Here is a 16,852-nt window from a genome sequence, read left to right on the forward strand (position 1 = left end):
GTTTTCGTTTCACATGCGCTACGCCAGCTCAACACCTTCGCTGAACAGGTCCGGAACGGAGGCGGAACAGAGACGGAACGTCCCCGCAGCCACGCCCGACTCCGGAGAGGTTCCGATCGCAAGCGTTCCAGGCTGTTCCGTTTCCCTTCCGTTGTCTCAACCGATCGCGTGGGCGTCTCACATGTCGGTCGGGTACGGAAGAATCTTGAGCCTCCATAAGCAATGACTTTCTGATTGGCGGTGGCCCGGTTCCATGACTGGTCCTCTCCCCGGAGCTCCCTGGGCGGAGTTCCGCGCCGAGCTACAAGACGCGCGGAGAAAAGCCGTCAATCCGTCATACGACAAGTTGCGGATCATCTCGAAGAACTACAAGGTGCCGCTGAGCAAGGCCACGCTGTCAGCGCTGTTGACCGGCAAAGGTCGTGTCGGACCGCCACGCTGGGACAAGGTCGTCAGCTTCCTGCTGGCTCTGAAGGAGTCCCTCAAAAACGACGGCATGGATCCCGATGCGGTGCTGGGCAGCATGGACAGTTGGCGCGAACGCTACCTGGCATGCTTGGCCGTCAACGCTGCGGCCATGCCCGTCACCGTCCAGGAGAATGCTCCTACCGACTCGGGACAGACGTCGGTCTCGCCATCGCCAGCGTCTGACGACGCGGCTCAGTGGTCAGGCACAGCACCAGCCGGTCAGGCGCGCCCAGCGCACCCGCTTCTGACACACCCGCTACTGTCACCCCCCGCACCGCAGCGGCCCTCATCGCCACCCGTCCACCGCGAGGCTCGCCCCGCACCTGTCGCCAGCAGCTACGCCGACCTCATCCAGCCCCGCTACCCCCAGTACTCCGCATCGGCATACTCCACACCGCCCCAGTCACCCGTCGGCGGAAGCCCCAGCGATTTCTTGGCGTGGTCCTACACCGAGCCCACATATCCGCCCCCTCCTGATCTCTGCGACTATCCGATTGAGGATCCCTACGCGGAACTCCTGCTGTCCTCCTACACCGGGCAGGACATCGACACCTGGCCCGATTACTCCGAGTCGTGGAGCGCCACTCCTACCCGGCAGTCGGTTGAGGCCAGGCAGCTCAGCCTGTGGCAGGCCGTTTTTGGCGAGGATCCCGCGCAACCGGTGGAGAAGGAGGCCACTTTCGCCATACTCAGCCGCACCCCCAACGGCCAGGAGTCGGCCACTCGGATGGCGAAAAGCTTTGGATACCGTGGGGTCGAACTGCTCGAGGGAGCCGAAGCCGGCAACGCTCTGCACGCCTTCGAACTGGCGATTCTGTTGATCAACAGCGGGTCCGTCCACGAGGGCGGCGAGTTCCTGCGCATGGCAGCGCGCCTGGACAGCAAACTCACCTTGGATTTCGAGCCCTTCCGGGCAGGAGATCGACTGTACGGAAAGATTGTCAAAGATATCTTCGTCCGCGTCAGCACTGCTTACGAGAACGCCGGCTACCCCATCAAGGCAGCCGAATGGGCTTTCCGCGCCGGGCTCTTCACCGGTGCCGCCCCCGTCGCGATGAGGATCGCCCATCAGGCACGCCACGTCCGTACTTCCGACCGTCACGCTCCCTTCGACCCCGTTCAGGTCCAGCAAATCGAGAGCTTCTACTGGCGCGCCTATGCCTTTGACCCCGATGACACCCTCTTCACCTCGCAAGATGTGGGTATGCTCAGGGCCCGGCTCGCCGCCGAGGACGCCAAAGCCATCCCGCCGCTTCCAACCGGCAAGCACCGCGCCTCCGCCATCGCGACGACTTCTCACCTGGCTGCCAACGACACCGCGTCGCCCGGCGATCAGCCCAGGAACATGCCGACGAGCACCCAGACGAGCACCGACTCCTCACCTTACCGACGATTTCCCAGGTTTCCTCCAAAAGAATTCACACGCTCCACGTGGTGACACATACAACGCCATCCTGATTGAAGCTTCCGGAAAGGACCTACGGCGTGGACGACTCCTCCTTCTTCGAAGGCCCCTTCGACAGTGATGAGGCCTCTGACGCCATCGCGGAACTGGAGGGGAAAGACGACGTCGCCGTGACGATGGCCGAGTCGCTTGACACGTTCGTACGCGAGAACGAGGAGTACGCCGAAGAGGGAGCCGTGGATGAGGCGTTGGCGTTCGCGTGCCTGATCGCCGCCCGGATCTCCGGCATCGCCCCCGACGAGGCCGCGCATCACTGGCTGGACCGCACTCCCTTCACCGTCTCCGACGACCTGCGCCGGCTGGCCGTCGCCGCGTTCGCCCTGGCCACGCGTTCGCGGGACAACTGGCTCGGCGAGGTACGGGCCGGAGATCGGCAGGTGTTCCTGGAGCACCTGGAGCCCTACCGTAAGGCTCTCCACGGTGAGCCGCAGGACCCGCCCGTCCCGTTCGTCCCGGACTTCTCCCACCAGAAGAAGCAGTGGCTGTGGGCGTACTGGAGTACCGACGACCGGGGCCTGCCGGACGACACCGCCTACGCGGAAGTGGCGGAACACCTCGTCCTGGCCGTCAACGAGGCACCGGCCTGGCTCGCGTGGTGGCGTCCCGCCGAACTGCAGGAACTCACTGTTTTCGGGCAGCTCACGCCAGGCGCGTACACGGAGCGGATCTCTCGTGGCCGCACCACGGCCGAGGTGTGGATCGACTTCGGCCATTCCTACGAGGGCCTCGGAGAATCCGTCACCCAGCAGATCTTCGACGATGTCCACAAGGCTCTGGCCGCCGCGGGCCGCCATCTCGGCCTCGACCCCGTCCCCTCGCTTCCCTCCCTGCCGTCGTGACTCCAGGTCTTCAGCGGCACGGCCCTCACCGGTCGGGATCAGGATGCCTTGCGGGCGAGGGTGAGCATGTGGCCGCTGACGCCCAGCAGGGAGGGAACCAATTCCAGGCGACGCTGGGCGTCGAGCATGAGAGCGCGGCGCTCGGGGTCGTCGAGCCAGTCGTCGACGTCGCCGTACAGCCAGAAGGCTCCCTCCAGGCCGTAGCGGGCGACGTCGGGAAGTCCCGCGTCGGCGAACTCGGCCGGGACGGCGCCGGGGTCGTGCATGTAGGCGTTGAAGCCGATACCCGGGCCGGACAGGACCCCGTCCACCAGGGCCGCGTTCACCGTCTCCCTCGGTTCTTCCCGCAGGTACAGCCCCTGGTAGACCATGTCGTGCACGGCCGCGTAGCGGTTGATGGTCGCGGCGGCCACCAGGCCGCCGGGCCGCACCACCCGTACCGCCTCGGCCAGCGCGCGGACCCGGTCGGCGCGGTCGGCGAGGTGGTAGAGCGGGCCGAGGAGCAGCACCGCGTCCACGCTCTCGTCGGGCAGCGGCAGTCGCCTGGCGTCGCCCTGCCGCGCGGTGACCCCGGGCAGCCGCGCCGCCCGCTCCACGTGCGACGGCATGAGGTCGATGAGCTCGACCCGGTATCCGTCGGCGGCCAGCCACTCCGCGTGCACCCCGGTGCCGCCGCCCACGTCCAGCACCCTGGCCGGAGCCGGAGGCAGCGCCCTGCGCAGCACGTCCTGCGTCCGCCAGAACTCCAGCCGCCCGCGTCCCGCGCGGAGCCTGCCGTCTTCCTTGTCCTGCTCGTAGTAGGCGAGCAGTTCCGGTGTCATCGCCATGCTCGATCCTGTCTTCACCCCCGGTCCACGGGCAAACGAATTAGACGACCGGACGAACAGCAGACATATGCCCTAATGTCCATGACCATGAAAATCCGCGTGATCATGGCGACGGCCGCCGCCTCCGTCCTGCTCTTCCCCGGTACGGCCACCGCCTTCGCATATCCGGTCGAGGACGCCCCGCTCCTGACCGGCAACCCCCTCTACTCCGCCGGCAAACTCCCCGCCGCGGGGTGCGCGAGGAAACCCGCCAAGGGCAAAAGTCTGAGCTCGGTCAAGAAACACGTCAACGCGCTCATCACCTGCATGAACGACACCTGGGGCCCTTACATGAAGAAGGCCAACCTCCAGTTCGTGCCGCCCAGGGTGGAGGTGCACGGGACCCCCCTGGAGAAAGGGTACGAGCGCTACTGCTTCGGGGCCAAGATGAACCCCGCCAAGTCGGAGGCCGTCCACTGCTTCGGGACCAACCTCTCCGTACGCGTCCGTCCCGACTGGATCAAAGCATCCGACGACGTCCCGATCCTCGCGGAGCTGAGCTCCGCCTACGCCGAGCACGTGCTGAGCCTGGTCGACGTCACCGAGGGCTACAACGCCCTGCACGCCGACGACAGCGACGAGATCCTGGAGCAGCTGCGCCGTTTCAACCTGCAGGCGAAGTGCCTGGGCGGGATGACCGCGAAGAGCCTGTGGTCCGCCCTCGGCTACCCCGCCAAGAACGCCGGGCGCCTGCTGGACCTGGCCAAGGCCGAGGCCGACGCCAAGGGCGAGTTCCGTTACTTCGGCAAGAGCGCCAACCTCGTCTACTGGACCAAGCGGGGCTACTCCACCTCAGACCCTCGCTCCTGCAAGACCTGGGTGGCTCCCTCCTCCAAGGTCTCGTAACCCGCTCCCGGACTCCCCCGCCCCGCCGCCCCGTCCACCGGCCTGGTTCCCGCTTACTGGGGCCCAAGCCGGTCAAAACCTGAAATTTCAGGGTTTGGACTTTCCGGGAAACGGCTTGGATCCGTCAGGCGAACATCGGCGCATTCAGAAGATTCAGCGGGCATTCGAACGGCCGAGGATCACAATTCGGCTCGCCTGCCGCGCCATCCGTCACGAAGAACCGCGACCGAATTCAAAAAATAGCCTTTCCTCTCCGCTTCCCGGATCATTGTCCCTCACGCTCATTCTCGGCCGCCAGGCGGCGCGCCATCTCCCCGAGGGTGACGGCACACATCACGTTGGACAGGTTCCTCCCGTCGAGAACCTCCTCGGAGAGGCTTTGGCGGCGTACGGCGTAATAGCCGCCCCCGGCCGCCTCGGAGATGAGCCAGTGCCTGCCGTACCGGGCGATGAGGATGGCTATCGTCCCGGGTTTCGCGTCGCCCGGTACGCCGGTCATCGCCGGGCCAACTGGAACCAGACGGCGCGCCTGCGCCCTGCCGCACCCTCGTACCAGCCCCAAGACAGAGCCATCTCACTGACCAGCCGGAGCCCACGACCGCCCTCGGCCTCCTCGTCGGGCTCGTCCGGCTCGGCCGGGAGTCTGGGCACGCAGGTGGAGGACCCCTCGTCGATCACCGCTACCCGGATGACGTCGCCGAGGTTCGCCACCACGACCGTCACCCGGCCTCCGGCGCGTCCCGACTCCGAGTACCTGACCGCGTTCGAGACCAGCTCGCTGACCAGAAGCTCGGCGTCGTACGTATCCGGCTGACCCGAGTCTTCCAACGCGCTTCGCACGTATCGCCGGGCCGTGGAAACCGACTCGGCCACCCCGCACAGATCCACCCGGCCCAGCAGACCGAGCACGGGAACCGTTTCGGCACCCATCGGATCACCGCCATTCCTGTGAGGTCGCAGACGTCGACAATTCGCCTGCCCCAATGGCTCCATTAACCAGGCGAATTGTCCATTTAGTGCCCTTGCATCGCCCGGATAAAGTCTTGGCCTATAGAGTGCACACAGTTATGCTGCCGTTGCAGAACAGATCGGCCGACGAATTGACGACAAAAAGCCACACAGGCTGTAGGCGTTTGTCGTTCATTCGACGGCCGACGTCATCGCGACGATTGAGAGGCGAACATGGGAAACGATCTCGACCCACGCCTGACACCGGCTCAGCGCTTCGGCCGCGAGCTGGGGCGGGTCCGCAGGGAGGCGGGTCTGTCGCAGGCACGGCTGGGTGATCACCTGGGCGTCTCGTCGTCGTTCATCGGGCACATCGAGACCGGCAACCGGAGGCCCGGCACCAAGCTGGCGGCCGACTGCGACAGGTTCTTCAAGACGGACGACCTCTTCACCCACCTCTGCCGGAACATCACCGCCCCCACCGGGCCGGCCTGGTTCCTCAGATGGTCCGACGAGATCGAGCCCCGGGCCCGCGTGCTGAGAAGCTGGGACCCGCTCTTGGTCTCCGGCCTGCTCCAGACGGAGAACTACGCGCGAGCCGTCTTCCGTGGCGGTCTGGCCACTTCGGAGCAAGAGATCGAGGAGCAGGTAAGCGCTCGCATGCGGCGCCAACTGATCCTTACGAAGGACAGCCCGCTCGTACTGTGGGCCCTCATAGACGAATGGGTGCTTCGCCGCCCCATCGGGGGCCCGGAGGTCATGTACGAACAACTCGACCACCTCGCGGCGGTTGCCAGTCGGCAGAACGTGAAGGTGCAACTCGTTCCCTATGACACCCCCTGCACGTCGGGCCTGATGTCCGGGTTCGTGCTTGCCGAGCTATCGGACGCCCCCACCACCGTCTCCATAGAGTCATCCGGAGCAGGCGAAGTGTCAGCGGAACACGATTTGGCGGCGTTCATCTGGGATAGATATGACAGGATCCGCGCAGAGGCGCACCGTCCCGGGCAGTCGCTAGAAATGATCAAAGAAGCGAGGGACCAATGGAAGCAGCAGATGTGACCACCGGCCTTGACCTCTCCGGAGCCGCCTGGAAGAAGAGCTCCCTCAGCGGCGACAGCGGCGGAAACTGCGTCGAGGTCGCCGGAAACCTCCCCGGAGCCGTCGCCGTCCGCGACAGCAAAAACCCCACCGGCCCGGCCCTTGTCTTCACCCCAGATGAATGGGGTGCTTTCCTCATCGCCGTGAAATCGGGTCATTTCTACTGACCAGAAAGATCACTCTTGGAACCTCGGTTCGGAATACTCGGACTGAGCCTCGTTCGTGGCTGGAAATCGTAGACCTCACTGTCCAGCGGTCCAGGGCCCCGGCAAGTTTGTGATTTGGTCGGTGTGATCACTTCGGTCCGAGGTTGAACAGGTCGAGGACGCGCTGGTGGTCGTAGCCGTGCTCGCGGCGGGCGTAGGCGATGTTGACATGGCCCGCTCGGCGTAGGGCGCCGGTGGTGAGGTTGCGGAAAGCGGCCAGGGCGCGGGGCAAGGTGGCGGTCCGTGCTTGGCAGGCGTCCTCGGCGAAGGTGACGTCGCGGACGTGATGAACGCCGTTTTCGGTGGCTTTCCAGTGGCCGCGAACGTAGGCGGCGAGGTGGGCCGGTCCAGCTTGTCGCGCGGTCAGGTCGGTGATGCCGTAGCAGACCTCCTTGCTGTGGCGTATGCCGTCCAGGCCGCCGCGGTGGCGCAGGACACGGAAGACCTGAGCGGCATGGGGGAAGTCGATGTCGTTGGCCGAGGCTGTGCGAAGGATGCGGTGCTCGGTGCGGCCGTGCCCGCGGTCGGTCTCACGGTGGGTGGCGGCGGCGAAGTTGGTGTCGGTGCCGGTCAGCGCGGTGATGGCGGCGGCGTGCAGGGTGGGCTGGTTGGCTTTGAGGATCATGACGTAGTGCGCGTGATGCTCCTCGATCAGCAGTCGTGCCGAGGCGCGCTGGGTGTGCAGGGCGTCGGCGGTGATGACCGCCGGCCAGGTCGGTGCCGCCGGCTTGGCGCAGCAGTGCGTCCAGGGCGCCGATCTCGCTGCTTTTGGCCGGGATCTGGCGTTGGGCGTGGACGGTGGCGTCGAGGTGGGCGGCCAGGCTGATCAGGTGAACGCGGCCGCCGTCGGGGTGGCGGGCGCCTTTGAGGCGTTTGCCGTCGACGGCGTAGGCCCGCAGCAGGCCCGGTGTCGGGGTGGGAGATCGGTGGGCGGCGCGGCGGGCTTCGCGCTCGGTTCGCCGGCTCGCCGGTGCCGGGAGGCGGTCGTGTGTTTCGGCGGTGGGCAACACGGGTGGCCGGTTGAGGAAGGTTGTCAGGCAGGCGTCGAGTTCGTCGCCGTCCAAGGCGGCCAGGACGCGGCGGATGGTGCGTTCGCTGGGCGGCCGGTGCAGGCCGGTGAACGGGTCGCGCCAGATGTGCAGGTCGGCCAGGATCTGCTGGGGGGCGTTGTCGGCCCACTGTTCGATCGCGGTCAGGCAGTCGCCGCCTACCGCTACGGTGGCGCATGCCACGATCGCCAGGATCGAGGCCGGTGAGTGGCGCTGTCCTCGCGTTGAGCGCGGGTCGGAAATCAGGGCGAACCGGTTGATGAGGTCCAACCGGGCGGAAGAATCGGTGTTCGTTTGCCCGATCTGCTCGCGGCCGACAGCGTTGATCAGCGATGATGGCGCGATAGGCACGGTTTCCTCGTTCGATCAGGCGGCTTTAGACACCTCTGATCTTCGGGAACCGCGCCTTTTGGTCGTTGTGGGCTTGGTGTTTCCTTACCTGCCCTGCTGATGCCGATGGACCGCTACGGAACGAACCCGTTCAAAACATCAACTTGCCGGGGCCCTGGGTACACATCTGCGAAACACAGGCCAGACGCCGAATATCGGCCTGACCGACACGATGAACGCGGCTTTGGCGGCCGAGTTCCGGACCAACGCCGCCTTCGAACTGAATCGTAAATACTTCCGTGCGATCCGTTTGCCCACCGACCACGGATGCTTCCGACTGCTGCTCGACGACATCCGACAGGATCGACCGTATCGATCAGGTAGGCCTGGATCATCTTGACGGTCTCCTCGTTCACGAGAGCATCAAGTTTGCGCAACCAGTAAGTTTATCGGCCACCCGACGTCCATTCGATCGCCTGATTTAAAAGGCGGGGATCCGCACAGCTGCAGGATCCCCGCGCGGTTAAATCGGCTTGAAATTACAGTTCAGGGGGAAGGGTATACACATACTTTGGACATGAATGGCCGAGCGCTATCGGCGGATCGTATCGGTTCGGTAGATCCCAACACGAAGAAGCCGTCATCTTGATCCGGCCATCCGGATAGTCCGGATTCTTGAAGGGCAGATGGACGTCAACAATGAATCCGGTCTGGAACTCTTGGACATCACAGAGGCCCGGCAAGGATCCTGTGCATGTGATCTCTAGGTTGTCGTCACCCTGAGTCGGGTAATGAAGGACCCGGTCCCCCTTGACTCCTCGTACAGTTTTTTTCTCGCACTCCTCGCTGGTCATCGGCTCATATCCGGGCGGGATGGTGATGTTCAGAGTCCCCGAAAGCGTCCGTGCACACACCTTGTCAGTGACCGTGATGGTCATATTTTTCACAAATTGATAGCTTTCGTACTTCTTAAGAAAGCCCTTAGTGAAATAAGCCTGTGCCCAGACGCGATGCTTAGCGACTTTTAGTTCCTTCAGCCTCCAGGCAGGACTGGGTTTCCAGCCATGCATTCCTGAAGCTTGAATCGTCATGCCCTTATAAGGGATCTTGGTCACCGGGTTTTGAGGGACCTGCGGCTGAGCCCGATACCACGAGCACGAATTCTTAGCCTCGATAACTTTTGTACACACATCGTACGAAGGTCCTGTGCCACCATCACTAGTCGAGACACCGCACACCTCTTCAACCGTTCCGTCAGGGTTAACGAAACCGGAGCAGGGATCGGAGTGATCGGTTGAATCCTCATGAACTTGGATCGGGACTTCGATGATGCTCATGTCCCCGCAGCGGTCGAAGACGAACACCGATATGGTGAATTCACTTGGTTCAACGTTGCCCGGCGCACTGGAAGTAACAACAGACTTGGCCGCGCCTGCCGCGAGCTCCTCCTTCCATGTGCGTTTAACATAGACGGTAATGTGAACGGTGCCGTCCGGCATCAACTGAGTTACAGGCTCCAATAGCTGCACAGCTGATTGGCTCCGCGTCACCTCCATCAACCGTAAAGAATCTCGCTGCTGAAGCAGGAGCGTATTGAGAAGCGACAGCTTAGCTGTATTCGACGCATTCGCGGATACGCCAGGAGCGTCCCAGATGGTGTGGGCCCGGCCTTCGAGCACCGCGTCCTGCGTCCGGTAGTAGTGCTCGACACGGTCGAGATAGGCTGAGGCACCAGACCTGGTCACAGCTGTGGCCGTGGCGAGCGCGGAGGGGTATTCAAGCCTGCAGGTCGCACCTCCGCCGGTGTCAGAGCTGGGTGGTGGGATGGCTGCCGTCGTCGTGGTGGTGGATTCCCATTCACCGATGCCGAAAGCGGTCTTGGCACGCACCTTCACGGTGTAGGTGACGCCATTACTTAGGCCACTGATGAGGGCATAAGAGTCTTCCACCTCGATTGTTTTAACGACTGCGCCGCTGTCATCGATGATCTGGACGTCGTAGCCGTCGAGCATCGCGATGCTGCCGTTGTTCTCCGGCACGCCCCAGCTGGCGGTCGCGCTCGCGTCGCCGCCTTTAGCGGTCAGATTGAGCACCTTGCTGGGCGGTCCGGCAGGAAGATAGGTGAGCGCCAACGACGGCTGCTCGGTTGCTTCCACATCTCCAAAGGTCATGACCTCGTTTTTGTTAGAGGTGAGCATCAGCCACTGATACTCACTCCCGGCGATGTCCGCCTGCGGACCGCTCAGCGGCAAGGAGTAGGGCGTGGTGTCCGTGTTGGCATCGCCTGCCAGGTCCGAGCCCCTGGTCTCGCCGGTGACCTGGCTCTTCAACGGGGTGGCGGTGATGACCGTGTCCGCCGGGCAGGTCCCGGCCGGACAGGTCGGAGTACCGAGTTTGAGGATGCTCTCCGACATACCCGCGCCCTCGGGAAGCTCGTCGAGCCTGAACCCGATCACCGCTGCGATCTTGTCGACACCGCTGCCGCCGATCCGCATGACGGTCGAGTCGGTCACCGTGCAGGGCGAACCGTCACAGGCCGTCGGGTCGACCTTCGCGGTCTTGATGACGAAGTTGTCCTTGAGCAGGGTCAGGTGGTTGACGGTTTCAGTTGGCGGCTCCGGTGGGGTGCCGGGGATGGTGATACTGACCGGGGCGGTCTTGGCCGTGCAAATCTCCAGGGCGCACGCCTGCATCTGCCAGGTGTAGGTCCCGCCGAGTTGAACGGTGTTTTCCGGCACCTGGAAGGACGCGCGCTCCCCGCCGTTGACCGTACGCTCGCCGAGCGGGCTGGAGCCGACCGGCGCGCCCGTGCCGTCGTAGAGGAAGTACTTGGCGGTGATCGGTCCGCCCGACGGTCGGTTGACCATGCCGGACAGGATCGGCCTGGCCGGGTCGGCCAGGCCGGTCTCGGTGTCGGTAGGCAGGTAGGGGGCGTCGGTGGTGATGCGGTAGTACGGGCTCTCGCTGCAGGTGATGGGAGTGGCCCCGTTGATGCAGGCTCTGACGGAGATCTTGAAGCTGTCGACGTTGCCGACGTTGTAAGTGACGGACGCGCTCTGGCCCGAGGGCAGGTTCGCGTTGGTGGGCGGGGTGAGGTTGAGCATCCACTGGACCTCACCGGAGCTCAGGGCTCGGTCGTAGGCGCGGATCTCGTCGTAGCCGGCCTTGACCCAGGGGAAGCTGTAACCGCCGTGGCTGGCGGCGCCGAGCCAGAAAGGCTGCTCGGCCTGCCAGGGGGTGACGGTGTAGTCGGCCTCGGCGGCCTGGACGCCGTTGACGTACAGGCGGATCTTCTTGGCGACGGCGTCGTAGACACCGGTCAGGTGGGTCCAGGTGCCGATCTGCGCCACGGCGGAGGACTCGATCTCCGTCACCGCGCTGGTGGTGGTGTCGGTGTGGTACATCAGCATGTTCCATTTGCGGCTGACGGAGTCGTACCCCACGACGAAGGCGCTGGTGCCGGGGCCGCCCTGGCTGATCAGCGCGGCGGATTCGGTCCCGGAGTCCAGGCGGACCCAACCGGCCACGGAGAAGCTCCTGTCGGTGCGCAGCACCGGCCTCTGGGTGGCGGCGAAGGAGGGGATGCCGGTGGCTCCGTTGAGGAAGAGGGCCTTGCCGTCCTTGCCGTCGACCATCGAGTAGCGGCCGCTGACGAAGCTCAGCGGGTTGCCCTTGCCGCTGGAGTCGGTGCCCTCCGTGCCCTCGGTGAAGCTCCACTTGCCGACCTCGCCACCACCCGTGGTCCAGGCCGGAAGAGGAGCGGTGGAGTCGACGACGGAGACGTAGTAGTCGATGTTCCTGCCGTCGACCGAGGTGCTCTTGTAGCCGACCCTGGCCGAGCTCTCGCGCACGATGGCGTGCTCGCCGTCCATCGAGTCGACCGACTCCGCGGTGACCGTGGGGATCTCGGGCGGCAGGATGTACTGGGTGATCAGCTTGGGCGGGGTGGCTCCGGTGCCGGTCGTCTCCGCCGAGTGGAAGACCGCGGAGTAGGCGTTGTAGCGGTCGACGCTCTCGGTGGGCCCGCTGAGCTCGACGCCGTGGTTGGACTGACCTCCGGTCCAGGCCTTGACCCAGTTGGTGATGGGCCAGGTCATCACGCCGGGAGTGAAAACGCCCGTGGTGGGACAGGGGGTGGACACGAACTCGGCGGTGGCGGGTTTGTCGGCCCAGGTCATCCGGCCCGGAGTCCAGTCGGCGCCGACCCGGGTGGCATAGATCTTGCCGTTGCCGCGCAGGTGGCAGCCGGGCGACTCGGTACGCCACAGCTGCATGGTGGACGAGACGATGGGCTTGCCGGCCAGACCGGTGACGTCGAACTTCAGGTATGAGCGCCAGTAGTTCATGGCGTCCACCCCCCTGCAGCTGTAGTAGGCCGCGCCGATCTTCAGCAGCGTGGCCCCCGGCTGGTCGTAGGTGTTGCAGTCGGCGCCGCTGGAGAGCAGCGTGTCGGTCTTGACGGTGAGGGTGGAGGTGGGGTCGACGACGACGGGGAAGGTGGTGGCGGGATCGGCCAGCCACCGGGCGTCGGGTTTGAGAACCAGTGTCCGTTCGCCGCCGTCCTCGACGACGGAGGTGGCGATCGGCGCGGTGCGCGGCGCGGTGGTGGTCTTGGGGTCCCGCGCGCCGGCGCCGGTGCTGTCCCACATCACCGGCTTCGGCGCCTGGGCGACGACCTTGTTCCTGCGATCGGTGAGCTGCAGCCCGCCCTGTGCGGACTTCTCAAGGGTCAGCCCGGCCGACTCCACCGGGATCCGGATCTCCAGCGGCCCCGTGGGGCGCTCCCGCAGCACCACGTCGTGCCGGAAACCGGTGGGCAGGGCGGTGACGACCAGGTCGGCCGCGGGTCCGGCGGCGTCCGGGTAGGTGGCGACGTTGCCCTTCACCACAGGACGGGGCAGCTTCCCGTCCCAGGAGAGGCTGAGGCTCTGCTTCGCGTCACGCTTCATCACGGCGAACGGGACGTCGTTCCCGCCGAGGGAGAAGGCGAGGTCCGCCTTGGCCACCTTGGGCTTGAGGACGCCGTCCTTCTCCACCAGCGTGGTGTCGATCCAGGCCCACGAACCGTCCTGCCGCTTGACCTGGGCGGGACCCGAGTACGACTCCGTCTTCAGGCTGCCGTCCGGAAAGGCCCAGGTGCGCGAGGTCTCGGTGAACGTACCGGTGACCTCGACCGCCTTGTTCTGCTTCCTGGCCTCCGCGACCGCCGCGCGCAGCGGGGCGTCGGGGTCCTCAGGGCGGGGGAACGGCGTCTGGACGGGCGCCGTGGGGGCGGCCGTGGGCGTGGGGGCCACCTGCGCTTCGGCGCCGCCCGACACCAGGAGCGACGCGGCCAGGGTCAGGACGGCCACGACCGTGGTCGCCGTTCGCCTGTTCGGTCCGCGCCGTGAAGGCGGCGCGAGGGGACGGTTCGGTAAGGGAATCCCCACCGGTTCCTCCATTGCGAAAGGGAGACTGACGGCCGGGCATCGGAATGGGAGAGCCCGGCCAAAGATGATCGCGCCAAGCATCCCGGACAGTGCTGTTGATCTTGTCGTATGGAGTGTCCTAACCTTGTCTTCTGTCCGCACTTCGCGTATTCACGGGAACGAGTGGCGTATGAGGCAGTTCGGGACAGGAAAAGCGCGCCGGCCGAACGCGCACCGCCTCGCCTGGCGATGAACGAGAAGAAATCCGGAACACGGCTTCGCGTCCTCGGCCCGGTCGACATATGGCGTGACGAGCGCTCGATCAGCGTCCTGGGCCCCAAGCAGCGGACACTTCTCGCCCTTCTCGTCGTGCGGGCGAATCGGGTGGTCCCCCACGACCGGCTGCTGACGGCCCTGTGGGCGGGGAAGCCTCCGGCGACCAGCAGGCGACTGCTCCACAACTACCTGTGGTCCGTACGGCGCCTGCTCGACGACGCGAACACGCTGGTGGGCACGCCTACCGGCTACTCCCTGCGGTTGCGTCCCGGTGACTCCGACCTTGACGTCTTCCTTTCCGAGACGGCGACGGGCCGCTCCGCCATGGCCGCGGGAGATGCCGCGAAAGCCTCCGAGCGACTCGGCGCGGCGCTGGCACTGTGGCGCGGTCCCGCGCTGGACGGCACACAACCCGATTTCCAGGCCGTCGAAGGGGCGGCACTCGAAGAATTACGCGTCGCCGCGCTTCTCGATCGCATTGAAGCGGACCTCGTTCTGGGCCGCCACGCGGAGTTGCTCGGGGAATTGCGCCTGCTGGTGGCGGAACACCCCCTGAACGAGGGTTTTCACGGCCAGTTGATGCGCGCGTTTCACCGAATCGGCCGTACGGCGGAGGCGCTGGAGGTATTCAGGGCCGCCCGGCGGCACTTCCGAGAGGAACTCGGGCTGGACCCGGGAGAGGAACTCGTCCGGCTGCACCAGTCGATTCTCGCGGGAGAGCCCGCTGCCGGAGACATTCCGGCAGAACGCGCTCTCACCTCACCGCCCGCGACCGTGCCCAGGCAGTTACCGGCCGACATCGCTCGCTTCACCGGCCGCGAGGAGAGCCTGCGCCGCCTCGATCTCCTGCTGTCCGCGGATCCGGGCGGCGCGTCGGCCGTGGTGATCACCGCCATCACCGGTACTCCCGGGATCGGCAAGACCGCGCTCGCCACCCGGTGGGGACACCGCGTGGCGGACCGGTTTCCCGACGGGCAGCTGTACGTGAACCTCCACGGTTACTCACAGGGGCAACCGGTCACAGGCGCGCAGGCGCTCTACCAGTTCCTCAGAGGGCTCGGGGTCGCCACGGACGAGATTCCCCACGAGGCCGACGAGCGGGCGTCGATGTACCGGTCGATCCTGGCCGGCAGGCGAATGCTCGTGGTGCTCGACAACGCGGCGAAAGCGGAGCAAGTGCGTCCCCTGCTGCCCGGCTCGTCGCTGTGCAAGGTGGTCATCACCAGCCGGGACTCCCTCAGGGGACTCTCGGTGACACACGACGTCCACACCCTCACTCTCGACCTGCTCTCGCCCGGCGAGGCGAGGACGCTGCTCGGCGCCGTCCTGGGCGAGGATCGGATCCGCGACGAGGACGAGGCCGTGCTCGAACTCGTTCGCCTCTGCGGTCACCTCCCGCTCGCGCTGCGACTGGCGGCCGCGCACCTGAGCAGCCGGCCCACGCTGTCCGTCGCCGGCTTCGTGACCAGGCTTCTCCGGGAGAACCGGCTGACGGCGCTGGACATCGAGGAGGACCCGCACATAGGCGTACGGGCCGCCTTCGAGACGTCCTACGGGAGCCTTCCCGAGCCCGCCCGGCGGACCTTCAGGCTGCTGGGCCTTCATCCCGGCCCGGACATCGGCGTCGACGAGGTCGTCGCCCTGGCTCGCTCGTCCGTCGACGACGTCCGCGCGGCCCTCGACACGCTCATCGGCGCCCATCTCGTCCAGCACGGCACCGGTGGGCGTTTCGTCATGCACGACCTGGTGAGCCTGTTCGCCCGCGAGCGCGCCGAGTCCGACGACAGCGAACCGGCTCGCCGTGGCGCGCTGGTCCAGCTGTTCGACTGGTATCTGCACGCGGCCAGGGCGGCCATGGAGCACGTGAACACCGACTACAGCGGGATCACGCTCGTCTCCGAGCCCCCCTCGCACGGGATTCCGGTCTTCGACGATCATGATTCCGCCACGGAATGGCTCGACGCGGAGTATCCGGCACTCATGTCGGCCGTCAACCACGCCGCCGAACACGAGTGGTTCGGCTACGCGTGGCAGATCGCCTACACCTTGGATTACTTCTTCTACCTCAGGGACCGCGTCGACGACTGGGTGACGGTCCACCAGACCGCCCTCTCGGCCGTGCGCCAGACCGGTGACCGGCATGGGGAAGGGCGGGTCCTGAACGCGCTGGGCGCGGCGAACATGTTCTCCGGGAAAATCGACAGGTGTCTTGAGTACCAGCGGCAGGCCCTGGACCTCAGCCGGGCGGTCGGGGACCGGAAGGAGGAGGCCTACGCCCTGGGCCGACTCGGATACAGCCTGCTCTGGGCGGGGGACTTCCGTCAGGCGATACGGAACTGCGTGAAGGCGATCGAACTGTTCAACCGGTTCGATGACGAGCACGGCGAGGCGACGGTGATCTTCGCCCTGGGGATCGCCTATCTCAGAATGGGTCGTTCGCTGGACGCTCTCCGTTGCGTCGACCGCTGTCTGGCTTTCGAGCGCAAGGCGGGCAACCGCAACGACGAGGCCTACACACTCAATGTCCTGGGTGACGTCCACGAGAGTCTGGGAGATCTGACAACCGCCCTCGACCTGTATCAACAGTCAATCCAGCTGAACAGGAGCGTGGGCAACCATCGACTCGAGGTGAACTCCGTCAACGGCATCGGAAGAATACGCCGGTGGCAGAAACGCCATGCCGAGGCTCTCGAACACCACCGGGACGCCCTCACCCGCATAAGGGAGATGAAAGACCAGTACGCCGAATGCGAGATCCTGATGGACCTGGGGACGACCCTGCTGGCAACCGGAGATGGGCGGGCCGCGGCCGAGAACCAGCAGGCCGCCCTGGACATAGCCCTCACCGTCAAGAACCCGTATTTACTCGGTCTGGCCCACAGCAACCTCGCCCATGCGCTGCAAGCGCTCGGCAGGACCGATGAGGCCATGTCCCATTGGAAAACCGCCTTCGAGATCCTTTCCCCCATGGGAGTTCCCGAGGCGGGGGAGATCGCCGGACGGATGCGCGAAACGGCGGCCCGCGCGACGTGATCGCCACGGCGTGATCC

11 protein-coding genes and 1 pseudogene are annotated in these 16,852 nt (G+C 65.6%); 6 read left to right on the forward strand and 6 right to left on the reverse strand.

From position 1 onward, the window contains the following. Window positions 1-253 precede the first annotated feature (253 nt). Both ACVCAG_RS01535 and ACVCAG_RS01540 read left to right on the forward strand, forming a co-directional pair. Window positions 254-1,906: a hypothetical protein gene (locus ACVCAG_RS01535; protein ID WP_447189353.1), complete on the forward strand. Its 1,653-nt coding sequence runs from the start codon at window positions 254-256 to the stop codon at window positions 1,904-1,906. Window positions 1,907-1,953: 47 nt separating this feature from the next. Next, on the forward strand, window positions 1,954-2,772 hold the full coding sequence (locus ACVCAG_RS01540; RefSeq protein ID WP_447189354.1) for a DUF4259 domain-containing protein: 819 nt from the start codon (window positions 1,954-1,956) through the stop codon (window positions 2,770-2,772). A 38-nt stretch (window positions 2,773-2,810) separates the two neighbouring features. Here ACVCAG_RS01540 and ACVCAG_RS01545 read toward each other — a convergent pair whose 3' ends face one another. Beyond that, on the reverse strand, window positions 2,811-3,599 hold the full coding sequence (locus tag ACVCAG_RS01545) for a class I SAM-dependent methyltransferase (protein ID WP_447189355.1): 789 nt from the start codon (window positions 3,597-3,599) through the stop codon (window positions 2,811-2,813). Window positions 3,600-3,680: 81 nt separating this feature from the next. Between ACVCAG_RS01545 and ACVCAG_RS01550 the strand changes: the two genes are divergently transcribed. Then, window positions 3,681-4,484, forward strand: coding sequence for a hypothetical protein (locus ACVCAG_RS01550; protein ID WP_447189356.1), 804 nt, complete (start codon window positions 3,681-3,683; stop codon window positions 4,482-4,484). Window positions 4,485-4,749: 265 nt separating this feature from the next. On the opposite strand, the gene ACVCAG_RS01555 is transcribed toward ACVCAG_RS01550, so the two are convergent. Both ACVCAG_RS01555 and ACVCAG_RS01560 read right to left on the reverse strand, forming a co-directional pair. Beyond that, the gene (locus ACVCAG_RS01555; protein WP_440082086.1) at window positions 4,750-4,983 is read right to left on the reverse strand and encodes a hypothetical protein; all 234 of its coding nucleotides are present in this window, start codon (window positions 4,981-4,983) and stop codon (window positions 4,750-4,752) included. Beyond that, the gene (locus tag ACVCAG_RS01560) at window positions 4,980-5,414 is read right to left on the reverse strand and encodes an ATP-binding protein (RefSeq protein ID WP_440082085.1); all 435 of its coding nucleotides are present in this window, start codon (window positions 5,412-5,414) and stop codon (window positions 4,980-4,982) included. The genes ACVCAG_RS01555 and ACVCAG_RS01560 overlap by 4 nt, the downstream gene beginning before the upstream one ends. 252 nt (window positions 5,415-5,666) lie before the next feature. Between ACVCAG_RS01560 and ACVCAG_RS01565 the strand changes: the two genes are divergently transcribed. Together ACVCAG_RS01565 and ACVCAG_RS01570 are read left to right on the forward strand one after the other, a co-directional pair. Continuing rightward, the gene (locus ACVCAG_RS01565; protein ID WP_447189357.1) at window positions 5,667-6,494 is read left to right on the forward strand and encodes a helix-turn-helix domain-containing protein; all 828 of its coding nucleotides are present in this window, start codon (window positions 5,667-5,669) and stop codon (window positions 6,492-6,494) included. Next, window positions 6,476-6,700: a DUF397 domain-containing protein gene (locus ACVCAG_RS01570; RefSeq protein ID WP_440082083.1), complete on the forward strand. Its 225-nt coding sequence runs from the start codon at window positions 6,476-6,478 to the stop codon at window positions 6,698-6,700. The genes ACVCAG_RS01565 and ACVCAG_RS01570 overlap by 19 nt, the downstream gene beginning before the upstream one ends. Before the next feature lie 127 nt (window positions 6,701-6,827). On the opposite strand, the gene ACVCAG_RS01575 is transcribed toward ACVCAG_RS01570, so the two are convergent. The 3 genes and pseudogenes from ACVCAG_RS01575 to ACVCAG_RS01585 form a co-directional block, all read right to left on the reverse strand. Next, window positions 6,828-7,439, reverse strand: a complete 612-nt coding sequence (locus tag ACVCAG_RS01575) for an ISAs1 family transposase (protein WP_447189428.1) — start codon at window positions 7,437-7,439, stop codon at window positions 6,828-6,830. Between the two features lie 385 nt (window positions 7,440-7,824). Continuing rightward, window positions 7,825-8,139 (reverse strand): annotated as a pseudogene (locus ACVCAG_RS01580) (transposase family protein); the annotation flags it as partial. Between the two features lie 518 nt (window positions 8,140-8,657). Then, window positions 8,658-13,469 (reverse strand): LamG-like jellyroll fold domain-containing protein, encoded by a 4,812-nt coding sequence (locus tag ACVCAG_RS01585; RefSeq protein WP_440082082.1) that lies wholly within the window; start codon window positions 13,467-13,469, stop codon window positions 8,658-8,660. A 306-nt stretch (window positions 13,470-13,775) separates the two neighbouring features. On the opposite strand from ACVCAG_RS01585, the gene ACVCAG_RS01590 reads away from it, so the two are divergent. Beyond that, a complete protein-coding gene (locus tag ACVCAG_RS01590) occupies window positions 13,776-16,835 on the forward strand; it encodes a BTAD domain-containing putative transcriptional regulator (protein ID WP_440082081.1) in 3,060 nt (1,019 codons plus the stop codon). Window positions 16,836-16,852 lie beyond the last annotated feature (17 nt).

It is taken from the genome of Streptosporangium sp. G12 (genome assembly GCF_052983175.1).